The organism is Streptomyces sp. NPDC002888 (genome assembly GCF_042888465.1).
Taxonomy (GTDB): Bacteria; Actinomycetota; Actinomycetes; order Streptomycetales; family Streptomycetaceae; genus Streptomyces.
The window spans coordinates 303,850-325,926 of record NZ_JBIAPU010000003.1; the positions used below are offsets into that span (position 1 = coordinate 303,850).

The following is a 22,077-nucleotide window of genomic DNA, read 5'->3' on the forward strand; positions in this document are numbered from 1 at the left end:
CCCCTCGTGCGGGTCACGCCTGCTTCGAGGCCAGTTCGATCACCGTGATGTCCGACGGGGCGCCCACGCGGGTCGGCGGGCCCCAGGCGCCGGCGCCTCGGGAGACGTAGAGCTGGGTGTCGCCGTAGCGTTCCAGGCCGGCCACGGTGGGGTTCGCGGCGGCGGCGATGAGGTTGCCGGGCCAGAGCTGGCCGCCGTGGGTGTGGCCGGAGAGCTGGAGGTCGACGCCGTGCTCGACGGCGTCGTGGATCTGCACCGGCTGGTGGGCGAGCAGGACGCACGCGCGCGTGGTGTCACGGTCGCCGAGGGCGCGGGCGAAGTCGGGGCCCTGGCCCTCGCTCTCGCCCGCCACGTCGTTGACGCCGGCGAGGTCGAAGTGGGGCAGCTCGGTGCGGGCGTTCTCCAGCGGGCGCAGGCCCAGCCGGCGTACCTCCTCGACCCACTGCTCGGCGCCGGAGAAGTACTCGTGGTTGCCGGTGACGAAGAACGCGCCGTGTCGCGCCTCGAGTTGAGCCAGGGGTGCGGCGGCCGGACCCAGGTCCTTGACGCTGCCGTCGACCAGGTCGCCGACGACCGCGATCATGTCGGGCCGGGTCGCGTTGATGGTGTCGACGACCTTCTGGGCGAAGCCGCGTCCGAGGACCGGGCCCAGGTGGATGTCGCTGACGACGGCGATCCGGAATCCGTGCGCCGCGCGCGGCAGCTTGGCCAGCGGGACGGTGACCCGCTTGACCTTCGGGCCGCTCAGGACGCCGTACGTGCCGTAGCCGACCGTGCCGACGGCGGCCGCGGCCGCCGCACCGCCGATCACGCGGGAGACGAAGAGGCGGCGGGAGGGGGCAGCCACCAGTACTTCTCGGGGTGCCTCGGTGACTTCTGTCTTTTCCTGCGGTGCATCCTGTGGTGCTTCCTGTGCCGCACCCGACCGCACCGGCTCCGGTCGCGGTACGGCGATCACGGCGGCCGGGGCCCGTCTCTCCAGGTAGCGCCGCAGCAGCGGTCGTACGACCTCGCCCGCCGCCACCGCCAGCAGCAGGTATATCGACAGCGCCAGCCACAGGAAGCCCGGCCAGGCCATGACCTGCTGGAGCCAGAACGGGGCTCCCGTGCGTTCGCCGACGAGTGCGCCGACCGCGAGGACCCAGCCTCCCGTGATCACCGCCGCGCCGGTACGGCGCGCCCAGCCCGGCCCCCGGGTCGTGTCGCGGAACAGGCGGCGCCACAGGTACCAGTTGCCCGTCACCAGGACGGCCAGGGCGAGCAGCAGGAAAACGATGACCACGGTGTGGATGCCCCCGTTATGACGTTCGGCGCAGTGCGCGCACTCCGCGCAACCCGATGACCCCGACGACCGTCCCCAATACGAAGGAAACGACGGCCAGCAGCAGGTGCACCCAGAAGTACGCCGTGGGCTTGCCGTCGTCGAAGGCGAGTCCGCTGCTGTCCTTGATCAGGTTCTTGACGAAAGTGACCCAGATGACCCAGCTCCACACCCCGAAGGCGAGCAGGAACCAGGAGACCGGGCGGCTGAGTTTCACAAGAGCCAACCTTTCATGGCTACGCCGGGCTCCCGCAGCCGACCCGACCGGCCGGGGGTCCGGGGGTCGTCCCCCGGGTGAGCACAGCATGGGTTCAGTATCGCCGCCCGGTGTCCGGTTCCGTGACCGGGGTGGGGAGGGCGGCGGGACTTCCCGGCGGGCGGCAGGTACGTTCTCCGTCGTGCCCGCACCCAAGAAGACCGTCAGGGGATCCCTGCTGGTCACCTCCACCCTCGTGTCCCTCGCGCTGACCGCGCCCGTCGCCGTGGCGGCCCCGAAGCCGTCGCCGAAACCGTCGCCGAAACCGTCGACGAGCCCCTCGGCGAGTCCATCCGCCACTCCCCCGGCGAACATGTCGCCCGTCGGCGGCGCCCGCCTCGGGCAGCCGGGGACGCAGGTCAACCTGGGCGCCGGCGCGCCGGTGCTGCCGAAGGACCTCACCGCCCGGTCGTGGATCGTCACGGACGCGGAGTCCGGCGAGGTGCTCGCCTCGCACAACTCCCACTGGCGGCTGCCCCCGGCGAGCACATTGAAGATGCTGTTCGCGGACACGGTGCTGCCGAAGTTCCCCAAGGACACCAAGCACAAGGTGACCCAGGAGGACCTGGAGGGCATCGGGGCCGGCTCCAGCATGGTCGGGATAAAGGAGGGCGAGACCTACACGGTCCACGACCTGTGGCTGGGTGTGTTCCTGATGTCCGGCAACGACGCCGTGCACGTGCTGTCGAAGATGAACGACGGCATCGACAACACGGTGCGGGAGATGAACGAGCACGCCGAAGAGCTCCAGGCCCTCGACACGCACGTGGTCAGCCCCGACGGCTACGACGCGGCGGGGCAGGTGTCGTCGGCGTACGACCTGACGCTGTTCGCCCGCTCCGGACTGCAGAAGAAGGACTTCCGCGAGTACTGCTCGACCGTGCGGACCAAGTTCCCGGGCGAGACGAAGAAGGACAAGAAGGGCAAGTTGACCCGCGGGACGTACGAGATCCAGAACACCAACCGGCTGTTGCGCGGCGACTACGACATCTCGCAGTACCCGGGCATCGCGGGCGTCAAGAACGGCAACACCACCAACGCGGGCGCCACCTTCACCGGGGTCGCCGAGCGTGACGGCCGGGTGCTGCTGGTCACGGTGATGAACCCGGAGAAGAATGACCACAACGAGGTCTACAAGGAGACCGCCGCCCTCTTCGACTGGGGCTTCAAGGCGGCCGGCAAGGTCACGCCGGTGGGCGAGCTGGTGGCTCCCAAGGGTGCCGTGCAGTCCGCCCCGCCCGGCTCGAAGGACGAGGGACAGGCCGGCGGGGAAACCGGCGGCGCCGGGGGCAACGCCTCCGGCAAGCCCGTCGCCGCGGCCGCCTCGGCGGAGCACGGCGCCGGCGGCGTCGGGACAGCGCTGGGTATCGCGGGAGGGGTGCTGGTGCTGCTCGCGGGCGGGGTGTTCCTGGTCAACCGCCGGTGGCCGCTGCCGGATCTGGTACGCCGCCGCCGCTGAGGGGCTCGCGTGTGACGCCCTCCTCCTGCTTGCTGCCGGTCGCCGTCCAGGAGGCGCAGTACAGCACCAGCTTCGAGGTGAAGTTGATCCACAGCAGCAGGGCGACGGGCACGCCGAACGCGCCGTACATGCTCTTCGTGGCGACGCCCTGCATGTAGCCGCTCAGCAGCAGCTTCAGCAGTTCGAAGCCGACCGCGCCGACGAGGGCGGCGACGAAGAGGCGGTGGCGGGTCGGCTCGACGCCGGGCAGCAGGGTGAGGGCGTAGAGCAGAAGCAGGAAGTCGGCGAGTACGGCGACGGCGAACGCGGCGATCCGCAGCAGGACGCTGCCCCAGCCGTGCTCGTCGATGCCGAGCTGCCCGGCCGCCCAGCCGACGGCGGCGGAGGCGAAGGTGGAGGCACCGAGCGTGACCAGCACGGCGCCGCCGAGGCCGACGAGGACGCCGGCGTCCTTGGCCTTGCGCACGAGGGGGTTCTCGTCGCTGTCGTCCAGCTCCCAGACCGCGCGCAGGCACTCCCGCACCTGGCCGACCCAGTTGATGCCGGTGAACAGCAGGACGGCGCCCGCGATGAGGCCGATGGCGCCCGCGTTCTGGACGAGGGAACCGATGTCCAGCTGCTCGGATATGCCGGGCACCTGGTCGGTGATCTTGTCCTCCAGCCTCTGCTGCGCGCCGCTGCTGAGCGTGGCGGCGGCGACCGCGGCGGCCACCGTCAGCAGCGGGAAGAGCGCGACGAAGCTGACGAACGTCATCGCGGCGGCCAGTCGCGTCCACTTCACCCGGTCCAGTCGCTCGTACGACCGCCACGCGTGTGTGGTCATCAGGCGTGTGATGTACGGCCCGATCCCGGGGAGCCTTTTCAGCCAGTCCATGATCCGACCCTGCCCTCGTCGCGGAACACCCATGTACGGGTACCCCAGAACCGCAGGACCGTGGCCAGTGCCATGCCGATTCCCGCGCCGGAGACCGTGTCCGCGCGCTGCGAGGTGAGGCCGAGGCCGTAGTGGCTGACGGTGAGACAGAGGAGCTGTACGAGGGCGCCGGCGACGTTCACCGCGAAGAAGACGGCATACGGTCGCAGGCCCGGCACGCGCGCGTGCCGGTAGGTGCCGAGCGCGTTGCCCAGATACGCGACCGTGCAGCCGGCGACGAAGGACAGGGCCTTGGCGGCGAGCGGGCCGAGGCCGGCGGGGCCGCGCAGCCAGGCGAAGAGGGCGAGGTCGGCGGCGTAGGCGATCAGGCCGACGGCGGCGAAGCCCAGCAGCTCGCTGCGCCGGGGGCCTGTCGTTTGGATCAGGTCGCAGGGTAGTGACGGTGCTGCTTGGTGCCGGTGAGCGGGGTCTGGTGCGTGCCTCTGCAAGGCGGAGGAGGGCGTCGACGCGGAGCGTCGAGAACCGACGACAACGCGGCAGAGGTGCGTGCCAGACCCCGCGTCTGCGGCATGACCCAAACGACAGGTCCTAGGCTCCGGGTTCACCAATTGGCCACCGCCAGCCCGTACATCGCGATCCACACCAGGCCGATGAGGGCGAGCGCGCGGTCGCGCAGGACGACCTCCTCGGGTTCGCCGGCGGTGCCGCGGTCGGCGAAGACGGCGTAGCGGAGGACGGCCAGGATGAAGGCGACCATGGAGAGCTGGCGCCAGGGCAGCACGCTCGTGTGCGGGACACCGCCCTCCTCCACGGCCCACAGGCAGTAGCCGAGGACGGCGACACCGGCGGCGAGCTGCCAGACGAAGCGGAGGTAGCCGGTGGTGTACTCGGTGAGCAACGCGCGCGTGGCGCCCGCCTTTCCCGCCATCTGGACCGCCTCGGAGTAGCGCTTGGCCGCCACCATGAACAGCGCGCCGAAGCCGGTGGTGATCAGGAACCAGCGCGAGAGCGGGATGCCGAGCGCGAGCCCGCCGATCATGGCCCGCATGAGGAAGCCGGTGGTGACGACGGCGAGGTCGACCACGAGGACGTGCTTGAGGCTGACGCAGTACGCCAGCTGCATGCCGATGTAGGCGGTCAGCAGGGCCGCCACGACGGGCGAGGTCAGCCAGGCCGCGGCGGCGGGTGCGAGGACCGCGAGGGCCCCTCCTACGGCGTACGCGACGGGGACCGGGACCTGTCCGGCGGCGACCGGGCGGCGTCGTTTGGTGGGGTGGGCGCGGTCGGCGTCGGCGTCGCGGGCGTCGTTGACCAGGTAGACGGCGGCGGCGCAGGTGGTGAACAGGGCGAAGACGAGCGCGAGTTGGGTGAGGGCGTGGAGGGAGAAGAGCTGTCCGGCGGCGGCCGGGGCGGCCACGACCAGGGTGTTCTTGACCCACTGCTTGGGCCGGGCCGTTCTGAGGAGGCCGAGCAGGAGGCTGCCGCGGTCTCGGCGCGGGGGCGCGGGGTGCCGCTCGGGCCTGGTGTGCTGCTCGGGGAGGGCGGCGGCGGTGCCTTGCAGGGGCGCGGTCTCAGTCATGCGTGCTGCCCCCCGCCGTGTGTGTCCTCCTCATCCAGCGGGCTCCGGCGCGCGCGGTGAGCGCCCCGAGGGCCGCGCCCGCCGCGACGTCCGAGGGGTAGTGGACGCCGACGACCAGGCGGGAGAGGCACATCGCGGCGGCGAGCGGCGGGACGACGTGGGCCCCCAGCGCCCCGAAGGCGACGGCGGCCGCCGCGGCGGAGGCGGCGTGGGAGCTCGGGAAGGAGTGGCGTCCGGCGGTGCGCACCAGGGGCTCGACGTGTGCGGGGCGCGGTCGGCGCACGATCCGCTTCACCCCCATGCTGGCGAGGTGCGCGCCCGCGGTGAGCGCCGTCGCGCGCAGCCAGGCGCCGCGCCGGGAGCGGTCCACGGCGGCTCCGGTCAGGCCCGCCGCGAGCCACAGCGCACCGTGTTCACCGGCCCGGGACAGGGCGCGCGCGGCGCCCGCGATCCTCGGGTCGGTGCCGCAGGCGCGCAGCGCCGAAAGGATTCGGTGGTCCATGTCGTCGAGGTCGTCCATGTGGACTCACTGTTCACGTCAACACCGCTGGAACTCCGGCAATATTGAGCGACATCCCATTAATCACCCATTTCGGGGAGGGAGATGATGTTTCCCGTCCAATCGCCCATAGCGGGGCGATACGGTCACCGACATGTCTGCCGAGACCGTTTCCGTCACGGGATGGGGCCGCACCGCCCCCTCCGCCGCCCGTCTGATCCGCCCTCGCACCTACGAGGAGGCCCGGGCCGCCCTCCGGGACTGCGGGGCACGCGGCGGCATCCCCCGGGGCCTGGGACGGGCGTACGGGGACGCGGCGCAGAACGCCGGCGGGACGGTGTTCGACATGACGGGCCTGGACCGGATCCACACGATCGACGCCGACGCCGGCACCGTGCGGTGCGACGCGGGCGTCTCGCTGCACCGGCTGATGGAGGCGCTGCTGCCGCTCGGCTGGTTCGTCCCGGTCACCCCCGGCACCCGACAGGTGACGGTCGGCGGCGCGATCGGCGCGGACATCCACGGCAAGAACCACCACGTCTCGGGCGCCTTCTCGCGCCACGTCCGCTCCCTGGACCTGCTGACGGCCGACGGATCGATCCGCACGGTGACCCCGGGCACCCCCCTCTTCGACGCGACCGCGGGCGGTATGGGCCTCACCGGGGTGATCCTCGCGGCCACCCTCCAGCTCCTGCCGGTCGAGACCTCGCTGATGTCCGTCGACACCGAGCGCGCGAGCGACCTCGACGACCTGATGGCCCGGCTGACCGCCACCGACCACCGCTACCGCTACTCGGTCGCCTGGATCGACCTCCTCGCCCGCGGCGCGGCGACGGGCCGCGCGGTGCTGACCCGCGGCGACCACGCCCCGCTCGACGCGCTCCCCACCCGAGCGCGCAGGACGCCGTTGGCCTTCCGCCCTGGCCGGCTCCCCGCCGCCCCCTCCTTCCTCCCCGAAGGACTGCTCACTCGTAGAACCGTCGGTTTGTTCAACGAACTCTGGTACCGCAAGGCCCCCCGCGCGCGCACCGGTGAACTGCAGAAGATCTCCACCTTCTTCCACCCCCTGGACGGCGTCCCCCACTGGAACCGGATCTACGGCCGCGGCGGCTTCGTGCAGTACCAGTTCGTCGTCCGACACGGCCAGGAGGGCGCCCTGCGCCGGATCGTGCGGCGCATCTCCGAGCGCCGGTGCCCGTCCTTCCTCGCCGTCCTCAAACGGTTCGGGGAGGCCGACCCGGGCTGGCTCTCCTTCCCCCTGCCCGGCTGGACCCTGGCCCTGGACATCCCGGCCGGCCTGCCCGGCCTCGGCGTCCTCCTCGACGAGCTGGACGAGGAGGTCGCCGCCGCCGGTGGCCGCGTCTACCTGGCCAAGGACTCCCGGCTGCGACCGGAACTGCTCACCGCGATGTACCCCCGCCTCGCCGACTTCCGCGCCCTGCGGGCGGAGCTCGACCCGCGCGGGGTGTTCGTGTCCGACCTCGCCCGTCGCCTCAACCTCCAGGAGCTGTCGTGAAGGACGCCTTCGGCCTCCCCCAGTCCCTCCTCGTCCTCGGCGGTACGTCCGAGATCGCGCTGGCCACCGCGCGCCGCCTGATCATCCGCCGCACCCGCACGGTGTGGCTGGCGGGACGCCCGTCCCTCGCCCTGGAACAGGCCGCCGAGGGCCTGCGCGACCTGGGCGCCGACGTCCACACCGTCGCCTTCGACGCGCTCGAACCCGACTCCCACGAGGCGGTCCTCGACAAGGTCTTCACCGAGGGCGACATCGACATGGTGCTGCTCGCCTTCGGCGTCCTCGGCGACCAGGCCCGCGACGAACGCGAACCGGTGTCGGCCGTGCGCGTCGCGCAGACCAACTACACCGGTGCCGTCTCGGCGGGCCTTATCTCCGCCCGCGCCCTCCAGGCCCAGGGCCACGGCTCCCTCGTCGTCCTCTCCTCCGTCGCCGGCGAACGGGCCCGCCGCGCGAACTTCATCTACGGCTCCAGCAAGGCCGGCCTGGACACCTTCACCCAGGGCCTCGGCGACGCCCTGCACGGCACGGGCGTCCACGTGATGGTCGTACGCCCCGGCTTCGTCCGTACGAGGATGACGGCCGACCTCCCGGAGACCCCCCTCGCGACCACCCCCGAGGCGGTGGCGACCGCCGTCGAACTGGGGCTCCGGCGCCGCTCGGAGACGGTGTGGGTGCCGGGTGCGTTGCGCATTGTGATGTCGGCGCTGCGACACGTGCCACGGGCGGTGTTCCGCCGACTGCCGCTCTAGGGCTCTGTCGTCGACCGCTCCATCAACTCATCGCAGTCGTGGCCTCGTTGAAGTCCGTAGGCAGTTCTGCGTACATTGCGTAATCTCCTGCACCCGATCGGACGTAGTGCCGAATGGAAGCGACGGGCGAGCGACGCGATGGCAGACATAACGGAGTTCCAGGCGAGCGACGGCACGGTGCTGCGGGTGGAGGTCGACGGGTCTTTGCCGTCGCACGGCGACGGCGCCTACGAACCGGTGCGGCGGCGGCGTGAGGGTGGCGGCGCCGCGGCCGCCGCCGCGGACACCCTGCGGCAGGCCGTGGACCGTGTGCGCCCGGCGGCGCAGGACGTGCTGGACTCGCTGCGCGCGATGCCGCAGAGCCCCGACCGGGTCGCGCTGGAGTTCGGGGTGAAGCTGAGCGCGGACGCCGGAGTCGTGCTCGCGCGTGCCGCCGGTGAGGCCCACTTCAAGGTCCTGCTGGAGTGGGAACGGCAGCCGCGCCGCACGGCCGACGCGGAGGCGGACGACGAGCCGTCGTCCCCGGACGCGGGGCCCGCCGGTGACGCCGGCTGACGCACACCGTCCCGCACCCGCCGCGACGCTCCCCGCGTTCGAGCGGGGGCTCGCCCGGATCCTGGACGCGGACGGCGAGCCGGTGGGCGCCGGTTTCCTGCTCACCCGCGACCTGGTGTGCACCTGCGCGCACCTGCTGGCCGACCTCACCGACACCCGGGCGCCCCGCCCGGACGAACCGGTCCTGGTGGACTTCCCCCTGCTCACCGAGGGCCGCTCGACGCCGGTACCGGCCGACATCGCGGGCTGGCACCCCGACGACGACATCGCGCTGCTCCGGCTGACCCACGAGGTGACCGGGTCCACGCCGCTCCCCCTGGCCGACCCCGACGCACCGCTGTACGGACGCGAGGCACGGCTGTACGGCTTCCCCGAGGACACCCGCACGGGCGTGAACGCGCACGGAACACTGCGCGGCGGCCAGGGCGCGGGCCGCATCCAGCTGGACGCCGGTCACGGCAGCGTGCCGATCCTGCCCGGGTTCAGCGGCAGCCCCGTCTGGGACGTCGAGGCCGGGCACGTGGTCGGGTTGCTCGCGACGCGCGGCCGCGGCGGCATCGCGGGCACGGCGTACCTGATACCCGCCCGGCGACTGGCCCCGGCCGTCCCCGACCCGCCGGACGGCACCGGACCGTTCAAGGGCCTGCTGCGCTTCGAGGAGGGCGACGCGCACCTCTTCCTCGGCCGCGAGCCGGAGACGGACACGCTCCTCTCGGCGGTGCGGGAGCGCCCGCTGACCCTGCTGACGGGGCAGTCGGGCACGGGCAAGTCGTCGCTGCTGCGGGCCGGTCTGCTGCCCCGGCTGCGGGGCGCGCAGGCCGTCGTCGTGGTGCGGACGCCCCGGGAGGCGGACGACCCGGCCGAGTTCCTCGGCGAGGCCCTGCTCGCGCTGTGGGAGGCCGCCGAGCCCGCGGCGGACGCCGCCACGCACCGCACGACCGTACGGGCGGCGCTCGCGGGTGACGGACTCGCCCTGACCCAGCTGCGCGAGCGGCTTCGCGGCGCGACGGGGGACCGACTGGGCGTCCTGGTGCTCGACCAGTTCGAGGAGTACGCGGCCGCCGCACCGCTCGCGGCCCGCCGGGTGGTGACCTGGCTGCGGGACATCACGTCGGTCGGTACGGATTCCCGGCCGGGCCGGGGGCCGCGGGCCGTGCTGTCCGCCCGGCACGCCACGCTGGACGTCCTGGCGGCCGCGCTGCCGGCCGCCGAACGGCCGCACGCGCTCGTGCACCTCGATCCGCTCACCGACGAGGCCCTGGCCCGGGTGATCGCCGAGCCGCTGCGCCCGATCCCCGGCGCCGGACTGGATCCGGGCCTCGCCGATCTGCTGCTGCGCGACGCCCGCGCGGCCCAGGACACACGCGGGGAGACCAACTCGCTGCCCCTGCTGGAGTTCACCCTGGCCGAGCTGTGGCGACGGCGCTCCGGGGGACGCCTCACGCTGGCCGCGTACCAGGAACTGGGCAGCCTGTCGGGCGCGTTGGCACAGCACGCGGAGCGCACCCTGCGCGAAGCGGTCGACGAGGGCCTCGCCGACGAGCAGGCGGCCCGGCGCCTGTTCCAGCGGCTGGCCCGCCCCGACAATTTCGGCCGGTTCCTGCCGGACACCGTGCCGGCCGCCGAACTGGACGCCGCGCAGCTGCGGTTGGCGCAGCGCATGACACGCGAGAAGCTGCTCGTCTGGACCCGGCAGCGGCCGGGCGAGGGGCCGGGGGACGCGACCGGGGAAGCGCTGCGGATGGCGCACGAGGCGCTGCTGCGCGAGTGGGAGTGGCTGCGCACGTGTCTGCGCGAGGGCGAGGAGTTCCGCGCCTGGCAGGCCGACGTGGCGGAACACGCCCGCATCTGGCGGGAGGAGGGCGGCCGCCCCTTCGCCTTCGCGCCCCGGCGACTGCTGTCGGCGGCGGACCGCTGGCTGTCGGAGCGGGGCCGGGACATCACCGACCTGGAGCGGGCCTACCTGGCGGCGGGCCGCCGCCACGCCCGACGGGGCGCGTACGCACTGCGCGCCTTCGCCGCCACCGTCACCGTCCTGACCCTGCTGGCCGGCTGGCTGGCCTGGGACGCCTCCCGCAGCCGGGACACGATCGAGGCCAAGCTGCGCGACGTGGCGTCCCGGCAGCTGGCGGACCTGTCGCAGGAGCGGTCGGCCACCGACGTCGGCCTGGCGGTGCAGATGGCCATGGGCGCCTGGGCCACGGACCACACCGACAAGGCGGGGGCGGCACTGTTCCGCCAGTACATGCGGATGCGGGACGTGGAGGAGGTCCACCCCGCCCTGTGGTCGGGCGCGGTGCAGCACATGACGTCGGCTCCGGACCGGGACGTGCTGGCAGTGGTCACGGCCCCCGATGAGAACCACCGGGAGGTGAGCATCGTGACGGACGCCACCTCCGGACATCCCCGGGCCCGCCGCCTGGAAGGGGTCCCCGCGGGTGATTTCCAGGACGCGCTCAGCGACGACGGGCGCTGGTACACGATGACCACCACGGACGGCTCGGTCCGGCTGTGGCAGGTCGACGCCAAGGACACCGAGCCTCGGCTGCTCACCGGCGCCCGGCAGCCGCAGCCCGACGACGTGTACACGCCGTCGCTGGACTTCTCCGACGACGGCTCCCGCCTGCTGCGCCTGTACAAGTACGGGGAGAAGCAGGGCAGAACCACTGCGGAGCGAGCCGCGCTGGACGTCTGGGAGGTGTCCTCCGGCAAAGCCGTCCCAGGGGCAGGACGGCTGGTCGCCGACCGAGGGGGCGCCGACGCGGCCTTCGCGGACGAGGGCCGACGGGTGGTGCTCGACTGGATGCGCAGGACCCCGGCCTCGTATGCGTCGTCGGTGGGTGTCTTCACGCTGTCCGACGGCAAGGAGCAGCGGCGGCTGATCACGGACAGCAAGGCGACACTCGACTTGACGGCCCGGGGAAAGCTGTTGTTCTCCTATGCGAGCGGCGACAGCAAGGTCCTCAGCGTGGACGGCAGCCGGCCGGACCTCGGCATTCCGGACGACTTCAGCGGCACCGACGCATCACAGCTTTACCGCTCGCATGTCCGTAGAGCCGAGAACTCCAAGTACTACGGCGTGGAGTACGGAGTCCTCTCTCTGTTCGGCCTGAGGGACGGCGCCACCTGGACGGCGGTGGTGCCCACCGACGACACCTCGAGCGACGATGTGGGAGTCGCGGTCTGGGCGGGGCGGGGCAGGGCCGAAGGGCCCGAGGCGGTGGCGGCGGTCGGCGACGGCCTGATGCGGCTGAGACTGACCGAGAGCGCCCCTCCTCTCACGGGCGGTGCCACCTACGACCAGCTGATGGAGCTGGCGCCGGACGCCGACCGGTTCGCCACCACGTACGCGGGCAAGCTGTACCTGCGCGCTCCCGGAGCCCCGACCCGCTCGGTCACGTTGCCGGGCGACCCGGAGAACACCGCGTGGCAGTTGACCTGGGCGCGTGCGCAGGGCTGGGAAGGCGTGGCCGCCTGGGACGCTGAGGGCCTCACCCTCCTCCTGTACGCGGCCGACGACCCGGCGAGCCGACTCGAAGTCGATCTCCGCTCGCAGATCAAGAAGGGCTCCGAGACCGCCACCATCGAATCGGTGGCTCAGCTGGGCAACGGCGACCTGGCCGTTCTGGTGTCCACCAACGAGGTGCTGCGCGTCGATGCACGCACCGGGACGCCCGTCGCGCCCCCGCTGCGGGTGACACAGCCCGAGCACCACCCGCCCCTCTTCTACGCCACCCCGGGCCAGCTCGTCCCCCGCCCGGGCCACCCCACCCAGGCACTGATCGTCACCCGGTCCCGTCACAAGTACGGCAGGCTGGAGCTGTGGGACTTCGCCAAGGGCACCCGTCTCACCGGCTGGACCGCGCCGATGGGCGTGAAGGGGATGCTCGGCGACGACATGACACAGACCACCATGCAGTTCAGCTCCGACGGAAATCTGCTGGCCGTCGCTCACAGTGACAACAAGGTGCGGTTCTGGGACGTGGGGACCGGTCACAGGACGGGAGGCACGGTGCCCTTCGCCTCCGGCTCGGGACTGATCGCCTTCATCGGCACCTCGACGCTGGTCTCGCTGGGCGGGAACAACACCTTCCGGCTCCATGAGGTGCCGACCGGCCGGGAGCTGGGCGAGAGCCTGTCCTCGGTGAGCATCGACCCGTACTCGGCGGTGACGGCCGGCACGGTCGTCCGGCTGGTCGCCGGATCCCAGCTCCAGAGCTTCGACGTGGACCCCGAGGCCTGGTGGCGGCAGCTCTGCCGGAGCGCGGACCGCTCCTACACCGAAGCCGAGGGCAAGCAGCTCCCGCTCGGCGCGCACACCGGCCGCCCGTGCGCGGACTGACCTCCGGGTCAGTGGGCCGGCAGCCTGCCCTGTTCGGCGGGCGCAGACGCCTGCGGGGGCACCAGCGGCCCGCCGAAGGGGTACTCGCGCAGCTTGCGCCAGATGCCGTCGGGGCCCTGTTCGTAGAGGGCGAAGCCGGTGCAGGGCCACTGGGCCTCGTAGTCGGCGAGTTCCTCGTAGGCGCGGTCCATCGCCGCTTCGTCGATGCCGTGCGCCACCGTGACGTGCGGGTGGTACGGGAACTGCAGTTCGCGTGCCATCGGCCCGGAGGGGTCCCGGACCTGCTTCTGCAACCAGGTGCACGCCTCGGCGCCCTCGGCGATCCGCACGTACACGACCGGCGAGAGCGGCCGGAACGTGCCGGTGCCGGACAGCCGCATCGGGAACGGGCGGCCGGCGCCCGCCACCTCGGTCAGGTGCGCGTCGACGGCGGCCAGGTCGGTGTCCTCGACCTCGGTCGGCGGCAGCAGGGTGACATGCGTGGGGATGCCGTGAGCCGCGGCGTCGCCGAAGCCCGCGCGCCGCTCCTGGAGCAGGCTGCCGTGAGGCTCCGGGACCGCGATCGACACACCGATCGTTACGGTCCCCACGTCGTCTCCTGTCGTCGTGTCGGCTGCGTTGTCAGGCTCGGGCTCGGGCTCGGTCTCGGGCTCGGTCTCAGCCTTCCGGCTATCGACTGTACGGCCACGGCCGGGTTGCGGGCAGGCGCAGCCGGAGTGATGTGCAGCGCTCTGTCCGGTGGTACGCCCGTGAATGCGACGGGCGTACGCGCGTGTCAGTGCTTGGCGGGCAGGAAGCCCACCCTGTCGTACGCCTGGGAGAGGGTCTCCGCGGCGACGGCACGCGCCTTCTCCGCGCCCTTGGCCAGGATCGAGTCGAGCGTCTCCGGGTCGTCCAGGTACTGCTCGGTCCGCTCCCGGAACGGCGTCGCGAACTCGACCATGACCTCGGCGAGGTCCGTCTTGAGCGCACCGTAGCCCTTGCCGACGTACTTCTCCTCCAGTTCGGTGACACCGGCACCGGTGAGCGTCGAATAGATGGAGAGCAGGTTGCTGACGCCGGGCTTGGCCTCCGGGTCGAAGCGGATCACCGTGTCCGTGTCGGTGACGGCGCTCTTGACCTTCTTCGCCGTCGCCTTCGGGTCGTCGAGCAGGTTGATGAGGCCCTTCGGCGTGGACGCCGACTTGCTCATCTTGATCGACGGCTCCTGAAGGTCGTAGATCTTCGCCGTCTCCTTGAGGATGTACGGCTTCGGGACGGTGAAGGTCGGGCCGAACCGGCCGTTGAAGCGCTCGGCGAGGTCACGGGTCAGCTCGACGTGCTGGCGCTGGTCCTCGCCCACGGGGACCTCGTTGGCCTGGTAGAGCAGGATGTCGGCGACCTGGAGGACCGGGTAGGTGAACAGGCCGACCGAGGCGCGGTCGGCGCCCTGCCTGGCGGCCTTGTCCTTGAACTGCGTCATGCGGCTCGCCTCGCCGAAGCCGGTGAGGCAGTTCATGATCCAGGCGAGCTGGGCGTGCTCGGGGACGTGGCTCTGGACGAAGAGGGTGCAGCGGTCCGGGTCGAGACCGGCGGCGAGGAGCTGGGCGACGGCGAGGCGGGTGTTCGCGCGCAGTTCCTTCGGGTCCTGCGGGACCGTGATCGCGTGCAGGTCGACGACCATGTAGAACGCGTCGTGGGTCTCCTGCAGGGCTACCCACTGGCGGACGGCGCCGAGGTAGTTGCCGAGGTGGAACGAGCCTGCGGTGGGCTGGATTCCGGAGAGCACGCGGGGTCGGTCAGAGGCCATGCTTCGTATTGTCGCAGAGGGTCGGGAGTGGTTTCGGTGCGCGGGGAGCTCCGGGCCGGTGGGGGCCGTTTGCGCCCCGCGGCGGAGCCGCACATCGGTGCGGCCCCGCACCCCTTGAGGTCGGCTCAGCCGAGGTTGATCTCCGGGTACAGCGGGAAGCCCGCGACCAGGTCCGTCGCCCTGTGGGAGATCTCGTCGGCGATCTTGGCGTCGAGGACGTGGGAGGCCTTGGACGGGGCGCCGGACTTGGTCGTGCCGGGCTCCGTGGTCGTGAGGACGCGGTCGATCAGGGCCGCGACCTCGTCCATCTCGGCCGTGCCCAGGCCACGGGTGGTCAGCGCGGGCGTGCCGATGCGGATGCCGGAGGTGTACCAGGCACCGTTGGGGTCGGCGGGGATGGCGTTGCGGTTGGTGACGATGCCCGAGTCGAGGAGGGCGGACTCGGCCTGGCGGCCGGTGAGGCCGTAGGAGGTGGCGACGTCGATCAGGTTGAGGTGGTTGTCCGTGCCGCCGGTGACGAGGGTGGCGCCGCGGCGGGTCAGGCCCTCGGCGAGGGCGCGGGAGTTGTCGACGATGCGCTGGGCGTAGTCCTGGAAGGAGGGCTGACGGGCCTCCGCCAGGGCGACCGCCTTCGCGGCCATCACGTGCGGGAGGGGGCCGCCGAGGACCATCGGGCAGCCGCGGTCGACCTGGTCCTTGAGGGAGTCGTCGCACAGGACCATGCCGCCGCGGGGGCCGCGCAGGGACTTGTGGGTGGTCGTGGTGACGATCTGGGCGTGCGGGACGGGGTCGAAGTCCCCGGTCAGGACCTTGCCCGCGACCAGACCGGCGAAGTGCGCCATGTCGACCATCAGCGTCGCGCCGACCTCGTCGGCGATCTCGCGCATGATCCGGAAGTTCACCAGCCGGGGGTACGCCGAGTAGCCCGCGACGATGATCAGCGGCTTGAACTCACGGGCCGACGCGCGCAGCGCCTCGTAGTCGATGAGGCCGGTCGCCGGGTCCGTGCCGTAGGAGCGCTGGTCGAACATCTTGCCGGAGATGTTCGGGCGGAAGCCGTGGGTGAGGTGGCCGCCCGCGTCGAGGGACATGCCGAGCATGCGCTGGTTGCCGAAGGCCTGGCGGAGCTCGGCCCAGTCGGCCTCGGAGAGGTCGTTGACCTGGCGGGCGCCGGTCTTCTCCAGGAACGGGGCCTCGACCCGGTCGGCGAGGACGGCCCAGAAGGCGACGAGGTTGGCGTCGATGCCGGAGTGCGGCTGGACGTAGGCGTGGCGGGCGCCGAAGAGCTCCCGGGCGTGCTCGGCGGCCAGCGACTCGACCGTGTCGACGTTGCGACAGCCGGCGTAGAAGCGGCGGCCGACGGTGCCCTCGGCGTACTTGTCGCTGAACCAGTTGCCCATCGCGAGGAGCGTGGCCGGGGAGGCGTAGTTCTCGGAGGCGATCAGCTTGAGCATCTCGCGCTGGTCGGCGACCTCCTGCCCGATCGCGTCGGCTACGCGCGGCTCGACGGCTCGGATCACGTCGAGGGCGGCTCGGAACGCGGTGGACTCGGTGGAGAGGGGCTGCTGCTCTGACATGTCGTCGGCCTCCGGGCGGCGTGGCGTGCAAGCGGTCACGGTTCTCGGTCTGGCCCAGGCGCACGGCACTCGGTCACTCACGGGCCGCTTCCCGATGGTCCGTCCCATCCCTGCGCGCCAGTCACGGCCCGTCGATCAGCCTACCGGGCGCACCGAAAGCCGAAGGTCCCGCGTCCACCATGCGAGCGAGGTTGACGATTCCTCTCACTGCTGAAACCGCGGCAGGGAGATTCCCTTCTGCGGCCCGTGGGCGGCAGGGAGGGCTTCACGCATCCGCCTCCCGCGCTGGGCGGGGACCCGCACCGTCGGGGTGCTGCGCGTGCTGTTGGTGACCGAGCCACTCGTCCAGCGGGCTCGGGCCTCGATCTCGGTCGAAAACCTCCCCTGCCCGGCAAGGCGCAAGGTCACACCGCGCTGCTCGTGGACATGGATCCGCTGGTACAGCGCCATGTTCCACAGCGCCCGAGCAGTGTGCCCCCACGCCTCAAGCCGACGAGCAGCATCGAGCTTCGGGTACAACCGGTACCGGCGTCCGCCGTCAGCCCTGGACACAAGAACACACCTCCCCTCTACACCTGCTGGATTAATGATGGTGCAGAGACCCCGGGCGGTCCCAAGACTCCGAGATCGTCACCCTGACGGCGGATTCGTCACATTTAAAGCGAGGGGGTGCAGCAGACGATCCCAAGAGAAGTCCACGCTTGTCTTTTGGAGGTCCCGTGACCATGACGGACGCGCTCATCGCCGCCGCCGACGCGCACAGCGCGCATACCTACCACCCGCTGCCGGTGGTCGTCGCGACTGCCGACGGTGCGTGGATGACGGATGTGGAGGGGCGGCGGTATCTGGATCTGCTGGCCGGTTACTCGGCGCTGAACTTCGGGCACGGCAACCGTCGGCTGATCGCGGCGGCGAAGGCCCAGCTGGAGCGGGTGACGCTGACGTCGCGGGCCTTCCACCACGACCGGTTCGCGGCGTTCTGCGCGGAGCTCGCCGAGCTGTGCGGCATGGAGATGGTGCTGCCGATGAACACCGGCACGGAGGCGGTGGAGACGGCCGTGAAGACGGCCCGGAAGTGGGGGTACCGGGTCAAGGGCGTGCCCGCGGAGATGGCGAAGATCATCGTCGCGGGGAACAACTTCCACGGGCGTACGACGACCGTCATCAGCTTCTCGACGGATCCTGAGGCGCGGGCGGACTACGGGCCCTACACGCCGGGCTTCGAGATCGTGCCGTACGGGGATCTGACGGCGCTGCGTGCGGCGATGACCGAGAACACGGTGGCCGTGCTGCTCGAGCCGATCCAGGGCGAGGCGGGGGTGCTGGTGCCGCCGGCGGGTTATCTGCCCGCGGTGCGGGAGCTGACGCGGGAGCGGAACGTGCTGTTCGTCGCGGACGAGATCCAGTCGGGGCTGGGGCGGACTGGCACCACCTTCGCGTGCGAGCACGAGGGGGTCGTACCGGATGTGTATGTGCTCGGGAAGGCGCTGGGCGGCGGGATCGTGCCGGTGTCGGCGGTGGTGTCGAGCGCGGAGGTGCTGGGGGTGTTCCGGCCCGGGGAGCACGGGTCGACGTTCGGCGGGAATCCGCTGGCGTGTGCGGTGGCGCTGGAGGTGATCGCGATGTTGCGGTCGGGTGAGTACCAGGCGCGGGCCGCGAAGCTCGGTGAGCGTATGCAGGGGGAGCTGCGGGCGCTGGCCGGGACGGGGAGGGTGACGGCGGTGCGGGGGCGGGGGTTGTGGGCGGGGGTCGATGTCGCGCCGGAGTGTGGGAGCGGGCGTGAGGTGGCGGAGCGGCTGATGGATCTGGGGGTGTTGGTGAAGGACACGCGCGGGCCGACTGTTCGTATCGCCCCGCCGTTGGTCATTTCCGAGGAGGATTTGGATTGGGGGCTTGGGCAGCTGCGGGCTGTGTGTGGCTGAGGGGCGCTAGAGGATCACGTGGGGCAGGAAGCGGGCGTACCCGTCCGTCACCAAGCCCGATGACTCTCTGATGCCCAGGCCCGCCGACTCGTCCTCCACCACCCAGGCGCCCAGGACCACGTGGTTGCCGTCGAAGGTGGGCAGGGGGGCCAGCTGTTGGTAGCAGCACGGTTCGTCGGTGCGTAGGACGGGGGCCGTGCCGGGCTCGTGGATGGTCACGCCGGCGCCTTCGCGGCCCAGCAAGGGCTTGGCGACGTAACCCCGTTCGGAGGCCAGCTCGCGGGGGCCGTCCAGGTAGGCGGGGAGGAGGTTGGGGTGGTCGGGGTAGAGCTCCCAGAGGATGGCCAGGAGTGCCTTGTTGCTGAGGAGCATCTTCCAGGCGGGTTCGATCCACAGGGTGCTGCCCGTGCCGCCGCCGTTGTCGAGGGTGTCGAGGACGTGGCCGGCGAAGCGGTCGGTGGTGAGCCACTCCCAGGGGTAGAGCTTGAAGCAGCTGCGGATGAAGCGGAGCCGGTTGTCGACGAAGCGGCGGGAGAGGCGGTCCCAGCCGATGTCCTCCATGGGGATCCAGGCGGTGTCCAGGCCGGCCTGTTCGGCGGTCTCCTTCAGGTAGGCGACCGTCATCAGGTCCTCGCCGAGTTCGTCGGCGGTGGAGTGCGCGAAGTACAGGGGGCTGCCCGGCGGGAGGAGGGCGGCCTGCGTGCGCCAGGCGTCGACGAGGCGTTCGTGGAGGGAGTTCCACTGGTCGGCGCCGGGGAAGCGGTCCTCCATCCAGAACCACTGGGGGCTCGCCGCCTCGACCAGGGAGGTGGGGGTGTCGGCGTTGTACTCCAGGAGCTTGGCCGGGCCCGTGCCGTCGTAGCGGAGGTCGAAGCGGCCGTAGACGGACGGGAGTTCGGCGCGGCGATGCCAGGCCTCGGCGACCGCCGCGGCGAGGCGCGGGTCGGTGATGCCGAGGTCGGTGAAGCGGTCGGCCGTGACGATGTGGTCGGCGGCCGCCAGGCACATCCGGTGCAGTTCCTCGACGACCTCTTCCAGCGCCTCGACCTCGTCGAGGGTGAAGACGTAGTACGCGCTCTCGTCCCAGTAGGGGCGCAGGGAGCCGTCGGGGTGGCGGGTGAGCGGGTAGACGAGGCCCTGTTCCTCGACGGTCCGCTGCCAGTCGGGGCGGGGCTCGATGGTGTGGCGTTCCACGTACGGTGTCCCGGGCTCAGCCGCCGCCGCTGCCCGAGCCGGAGCAGCCGAAGCCGCCGCGGTCGACGGCCTCGCTGCGGCTGAAGGTGCCGGAGTCGGCGCGGCCGTTGCTGACGTCGGCGTCGTAGTACCAGTCGGCGTCGGCCGTCTTGGCCGTGCCGGTCTTCTTGCCGCCCTTGCCGGTCTTGCCCGACGACGAGGAGGAGCCGGACTTGCAGTTCTTGTCGGCGACGATCTTGTAGCCGTAGAGGGAGTCGTAGCTGTCGCGGTCCACGCAGCGGCGGTCGGGATCCGATCCGCAGGCCGTCAGGGTCGCCGCGACGACTCCCATGCCGCCCAGTACGACCGTGCTGGAACGCAGTCGCCTGCGTGTTTCCGCCATGTCCCCGTCTCCCCGTTGCCGTGCGTCGTCTGTTCGTGCGTTCGTGCGTTCTTGCGCTGATTTTCCGGCGGTCAGCCTAGAGATCGGTGAGAGAGCGTGTACACCGGCCCCCTGTCGTTGCGTCTGCCCCTACAGTCCTTTCGTGCTGTTTGGAATGGTGTGCGCGCTTGGTGCGGCGGTCTGCTTCGGTACGGCGACGGTGTTGCAGGCGATCGCCGCGCGGGCGGCGGCCGGTGGGGGCGGCGGGGAGGCGGCGCTGCTGCTGCGGGCGTTGCGGCAGTGGCGGTATCTGGCGGGGCTCGCGCTGGACGGGCTCGGGTTCCTGCTGCAGATCGCCGCGTTGAGGTCGATTCCCATCTACGCGGTGGGGGCGTGGCTGGCGTCCAGTCTCGCGGTGACCGCGGTGGTGGCGGCGCGGTTGCTGAGGGTGCGGCTGAGCCGGGTCGAGTGGGGCGCGGTGGCGGTGGTGTGCGCGGGGCTGGCGATGCTGGGGCTGGCGTCGGGAACGGAGGGCGAGGAGCCGGGGCCTGACTGGTTGTCGTACGCGATGCTCGGTGTGGCGGTGGGTGTCCTGGTGCTGGGGGTGGTGGGCGGGCGGCTGCCGGAGCGGGGGCGGGCGCTCGTGCTGGGGCTGGGGGCGGGGTTCGGGTTCGGGGTGGTGGAGGTGGCGGTCCGGCTCATCGACGATCTCGATCCGGGGGCGTTGTTCGGCAATCCGGCGACGTACGCGTTGCTGCTCGGGGGTGGGGCGGCGTTTCTGTCGCTGACCTCGGCGTTGCAGCGGGGATCGGTGACCGCGGCGACGGCCGGGATGGTGATCGGGGAGACGATCGGGCCCGCGGTGGTGGGGGTGGTGTGGCTGGGGGACCGTACCCGGGAGGGGTTGGCGTGGCTGGCGGTGGCGGGGTTCGTGGTGGCTGTGGCGGGAGCGTTGGGGTTGGCGCGGTTCGGTGAGGTCACCTCCGGCGATGAGGCCGTCGAGCGGGCGGGTGTCTCGGGGTGACCGCCAGTGGTCCGGCGGGTCCCGTAGCCGACGAGGTGTACGAGAAGGCCGCCAAGCACTTCGGCGAGACCGAACTCGCCCACCTCGTCGCCGCGGTCACCGTCAGGACAGCCACTTCCGCCACGTCGACTCGTGGCTGTCCACCCACTTCTTCGCCGCTTCCTCCGGCGTCATCTTCTGGTCGGCGATCATCAGGGACACCTCGTTCTGGTCCTCGGTGGTCCACTTGAACTTCTTCAGCAGGGCGGCCGCCTTGCCGCCCTGCTTGGCGAAGTCCGTGTTGAGGTACTTCTGGAGCGGGGTGTGCGGGTAGGCGCAGGCGACCTTCGCCGGGTCCGCGTCGCAGCCCTCCTTGTAGGCGGGCAGCTTCACCTCGGTCATCGGGACCTTCTTGAACAGCCACTGCGGGGCGTACCAGTACGTCAGGAAGGGCTTCTTCTCCTTGGCGAACTGCCGCATCTGGGTGATCTGGGCGGCCTCGGAACCGGCGAAGACGACCTGGTAGTCCAGCTTCAGGTTCTCCACCAGCGCCTTGTCGTTGGTGACGTAGGACGGCGAGCCGTCGAGGAGCTGGCCCTTGCCGCCGCTCTCGGGCGTGCGCAGCTGGTCGGCGTACTTGTTGAGGTTCTTCCAGTTCGTGACGTCGGGGTGCTGCTTGGCGAAGTACGTCGGGACGAACCAGCCGATGTGCCCGGTGACGCCGAGGCCGCCGCCGGGCGTGATGGTCTTCTTGTCCTTGACGTAGAGCTGCTCCTGGTCGGGGTGGCCCCAGTCCTCCATGATCGCGTCGACGCGGCCCTGGCTGAGCGCGTCCCAGGCGGGGACCTCGTCGACCTGGACGGTGTCGACGTGGTAGCCGAGCTTGTGCTCCAGGAGGTACTGGGCGACGGCCACGTTGGCCTGCGCCCCGACCCAGGACTGCACGGAGAGGGTCACGGACTTCGACCCCTGCGCGTTGGCGAAGGGCGAGGCCTGCTTGGTCATGTCGGCGGCGCCGCAGCCGGTCGCGGTCAGCAACAACAGCGCGCCCGCCATGGCGGTCGTACGTACTCGCATG

General features: G+C 71.5%; 20 protein-coding genes and 1 riboswitch. Of the genes, 7 read left to right on the top strand and 13 right to left on the bottom strand.

From position 1 onward, the window contains the following. Positions 1 to 13: 13 nt before the first annotated feature. Positions 14 to 1,282 carry a metallophosphoesterase gene (locus ACFYWX_RS06885; RefSeq protein WP_389422917.1) on the bottom strand — a complete coding sequence of 423 codons (1,269 nt, stop codon included), beginning with the start codon at positions 1,280 to 1,282 and terminating at the stop codon, positions 14 to 16. 16 nt (positions 1,283 to 1,298) lie between these two features. Continuing rightward, positions 1,299 to 1,538, bottom strand: a complete 240-nt coding sequence (locus ACFYWX_RS06890) for an SCO4848 family membrane protein (protein ID WP_389422918.1) — start codon at positions 1,536 to 1,538, stop codon at positions 1,299 to 1,301. Positions 1,539 to 1,719: 181 nt separating this feature from the next. On the opposite strand from ACFYWX_RS06890, the gene ACFYWX_RS06895 reads away from it, so the two are divergent. Beyond that, the gene (locus ACFYWX_RS06895) at positions 1,720 to 3,036 is read left to right on the top strand and encodes a D-alanyl-D-alanine carboxypeptidase family protein (protein WP_389422919.1); all 1,317 of its coding nucleotides are present in this window, start codon (positions 1,720 to 1,722) and stop codon (positions 3,034 to 3,036) included. Here ACFYWX_RS06895 and ACFYWX_RS06900 read toward each other — a convergent pair. The 4 genes from ACFYWX_RS06900 to ACFYWX_RS06915 form a co-directional block, all read right to left on the bottom strand. Beyond that, positions 2,990 to 3,910 (bottom strand): YihY/virulence factor BrkB family protein, encoded by a 921-nt coding sequence (locus tag ACFYWX_RS06900; protein ID WP_389422920.1) that lies wholly within the window; start codon positions 3,908 to 3,910, stop codon positions 2,990 to 2,992. The genes ACFYWX_RS06895 and ACFYWX_RS06900 overlap by 47 nt on opposite strands. Further along, positions 3,898 to 4,332, bottom strand: a complete 435-nt coding sequence (locus ACFYWX_RS06905; RefSeq protein ID WP_389423067.1) for a GtrA family protein — start codon at positions 4,330 to 4,332, stop codon at positions 3,898 to 3,900. The genes ACFYWX_RS06900 and ACFYWX_RS06905 overlap by 13 nt, the downstream gene beginning before the upstream one ends. 179 nt (positions 4,333 to 4,511) lie before the next feature. Next, a complete protein-coding gene (locus ACFYWX_RS06910) occupies positions 4,512 to 5,489 on the bottom strand; it encodes a decaprenyl-phosphate phosphoribosyltransferase (protein ID WP_389422921.1) in 978 nt (325 codons plus the stop codon). Then, positions 5,482 to 6,009 carry a phosphatase PAP2 family protein gene (locus ACFYWX_RS06915; protein WP_389422922.1) on the bottom strand — a complete coding sequence of 176 codons (528 nt, stop codon included), beginning with the start codon at positions 6,007 to 6,009 and terminating at the stop codon, positions 5,482 to 5,484. The genes ACFYWX_RS06910 and ACFYWX_RS06915 overlap by 8 nt, the downstream gene beginning before the upstream one ends. Before the next feature lie 133 nt (positions 6,010 to 6,142). Here ACFYWX_RS06915 and ACFYWX_RS06920 point away from each other — a divergent pair, with 133 nt between their 5' ends. The 4 genes from ACFYWX_RS06920 to ACFYWX_RS06935 all read left to right on the top strand — a co-directional run bounded on the left by ACFYWX_RS06920 (position 6,143) and on the right by ACFYWX_RS06935 (position 13,153). Beyond that, a complete protein-coding gene (locus ACFYWX_RS06920; protein WP_389422923.1) occupies positions 6,143 to 7,504 on the top strand; it encodes an FAD-binding protein in 1,362 nt (453 codons plus the stop codon). Next, positions 7,501 to 8,256 carry a decaprenylphospho-beta-D-erythro-pentofuranosid-2-ulose 2-reductase gene (locus ACFYWX_RS06925; RefSeq protein WP_389422924.1) on the top strand — a complete coding sequence of 252 codons (756 nt, stop codon included), beginning with the start codon at positions 7,501 to 7,503 and terminating at the stop codon, positions 8,254 to 8,256. The genes ACFYWX_RS06920 and ACFYWX_RS06925 overlap by 4 nt, the downstream gene beginning before the upstream one ends. Positions 8,257 to 8,394: 138 nt before the next feature. Continuing rightward, positions 8,395 to 8,811, top strand: a complete 417-nt coding sequence (locus tag ACFYWX_RS06930) for a CU044_2847 family protein (RefSeq protein ID WP_389422925.1) — start codon at positions 8,395 to 8,397, stop codon at positions 8,809 to 8,811. Beyond that, complete coding sequence (locus ACFYWX_RS06935; RefSeq protein ID WP_389422926.1) at positions 8,798 to 13,153, top strand: trypsin-like peptidase domain-containing protein; 4,356 nt, start codon at positions 8,798 to 8,800, stop codon at positions 13,151 to 13,153. The genes ACFYWX_RS06930 and ACFYWX_RS06935 overlap by 14 nt, the downstream gene beginning before the upstream one ends. 8 nt (positions 13,154 to 13,161) lie before the next feature. Here ACFYWX_RS06935 and ACFYWX_RS06940 read toward each other — a convergent pair whose 3' ends face one another. The 4 genes from ACFYWX_RS06940 to ACFYWX_RS06955 all read right to left on the bottom strand — a co-directional run bounded on the left by ACFYWX_RS06940 (position 13,162) and on the right by ACFYWX_RS06955 (position 17,071). Continuing rightward, entirely contained in the window at positions 13,162 to 13,743 is a 582-nt protein-coding gene (locus tag ACFYWX_RS06940) for a 2'-5' RNA ligase family protein (RefSeq protein ID WP_389422927.1), read from the bottom strand. A 185-nt stretch (positions 13,744 to 13,928) separates the two neighbouring features. After that, positions 13,929 to 14,942 carry a tryptophan--tRNA ligase gene (trpS, locus tag ACFYWX_RS06945; RefSeq protein ID WP_389422928.1) on the bottom strand — a complete coding sequence of 338 codons (1,014 nt, stop codon included), beginning with the start codon at positions 14,940 to 14,942 and terminating at the stop codon, positions 13,929 to 13,931. 125 nt (positions 14,943 to 15,067) lie between these two features. Then, complete coding sequence (locus ACFYWX_RS06950; RefSeq protein WP_389422929.1) at positions 15,068 to 16,519, bottom strand: glycine hydroxymethyltransferase; 1,452 nt, start codon at positions 16,517 to 16,519, stop codon at positions 15,068 to 15,070. A gap of 45 nt (positions 16,520 to 16,564) precedes the next feature. Further along, positions 16,565 to 16,654: riboswitch (ZMP/ZTP riboswitch) on the bottom strand. A 69-nt stretch (positions 16,655 to 16,723) separates the two neighbouring features. Beyond that, positions 16,724 to 17,071, bottom strand: coding sequence for a helix-turn-helix domain-containing protein (locus tag ACFYWX_RS06955; RefSeq protein ID WP_389422930.1), 348 nt, complete (start codon positions 17,069 to 17,071; stop codon positions 16,724 to 16,726). A gap of 173 nt (positions 17,072 to 17,244) precedes the next feature. Between ACFYWX_RS06955 and rocD the strand changes: the two genes are divergently transcribed. Beyond that, a complete protein-coding gene (gene rocD / locus ACFYWX_RS06960) occupies positions 17,245 to 18,441 on the top strand; it encodes an ornithine--oxo-acid transaminase (protein ID WP_389423068.1) in 1,197 nt (398 codons plus the stop codon). A 6-nt stretch (positions 18,442 to 18,447) separates the two neighbouring features. Here the strand turns inward: rocD and ACFYWX_RS06965 are convergent, their stop codons facing one another. After that, positions 18,448 to 19,635 carry a glutathionylspermidine synthase family protein gene (locus tag ACFYWX_RS06965; protein ID WP_389422931.1) on the bottom strand — a complete coding sequence of 396 codons (1,188 nt, stop codon included), beginning with the start codon at positions 19,633 to 19,635 and terminating at the stop codon, positions 18,448 to 18,450. 16 nt (positions 19,636 to 19,651) lie between these two features. Next, positions 19,652 to 20,017 (bottom strand): hypothetical protein, encoded by a 366-nt coding sequence (locus tag ACFYWX_RS06970; RefSeq protein ID WP_389422932.1) that lies wholly within the window; start codon positions 20,015 to 20,017, stop codon positions 19,652 to 19,654. 154 nt (positions 20,018 to 20,171) lie between these two features. On the opposite strand from ACFYWX_RS06970, the gene ACFYWX_RS06975 reads away from it, so the two are divergent. After that, complete coding sequence (locus ACFYWX_RS06975; RefSeq protein ID WP_389423069.1) at positions 20,172 to 21,020, top strand: DMT family transporter; 849 nt, start codon at positions 20,172 to 20,174, stop codon at positions 21,018 to 21,020. Positions 21,021 to 21,122: 102 nt separating this feature from the next. Here the strand turns inward: ACFYWX_RS06975 and ACFYWX_RS06980 are convergent, their stop codons facing one another. Next, complete coding sequence (locus ACFYWX_RS06980) at positions 21,123 to 22,076, bottom strand: ABC transporter substrate-binding protein (RefSeq protein ID WP_389422933.1); 954 nt, start codon at positions 22,074 to 22,076, stop codon at positions 21,123 to 21,125. Between the last annotated feature and the right edge of the window lies 1 nt (position 22,077).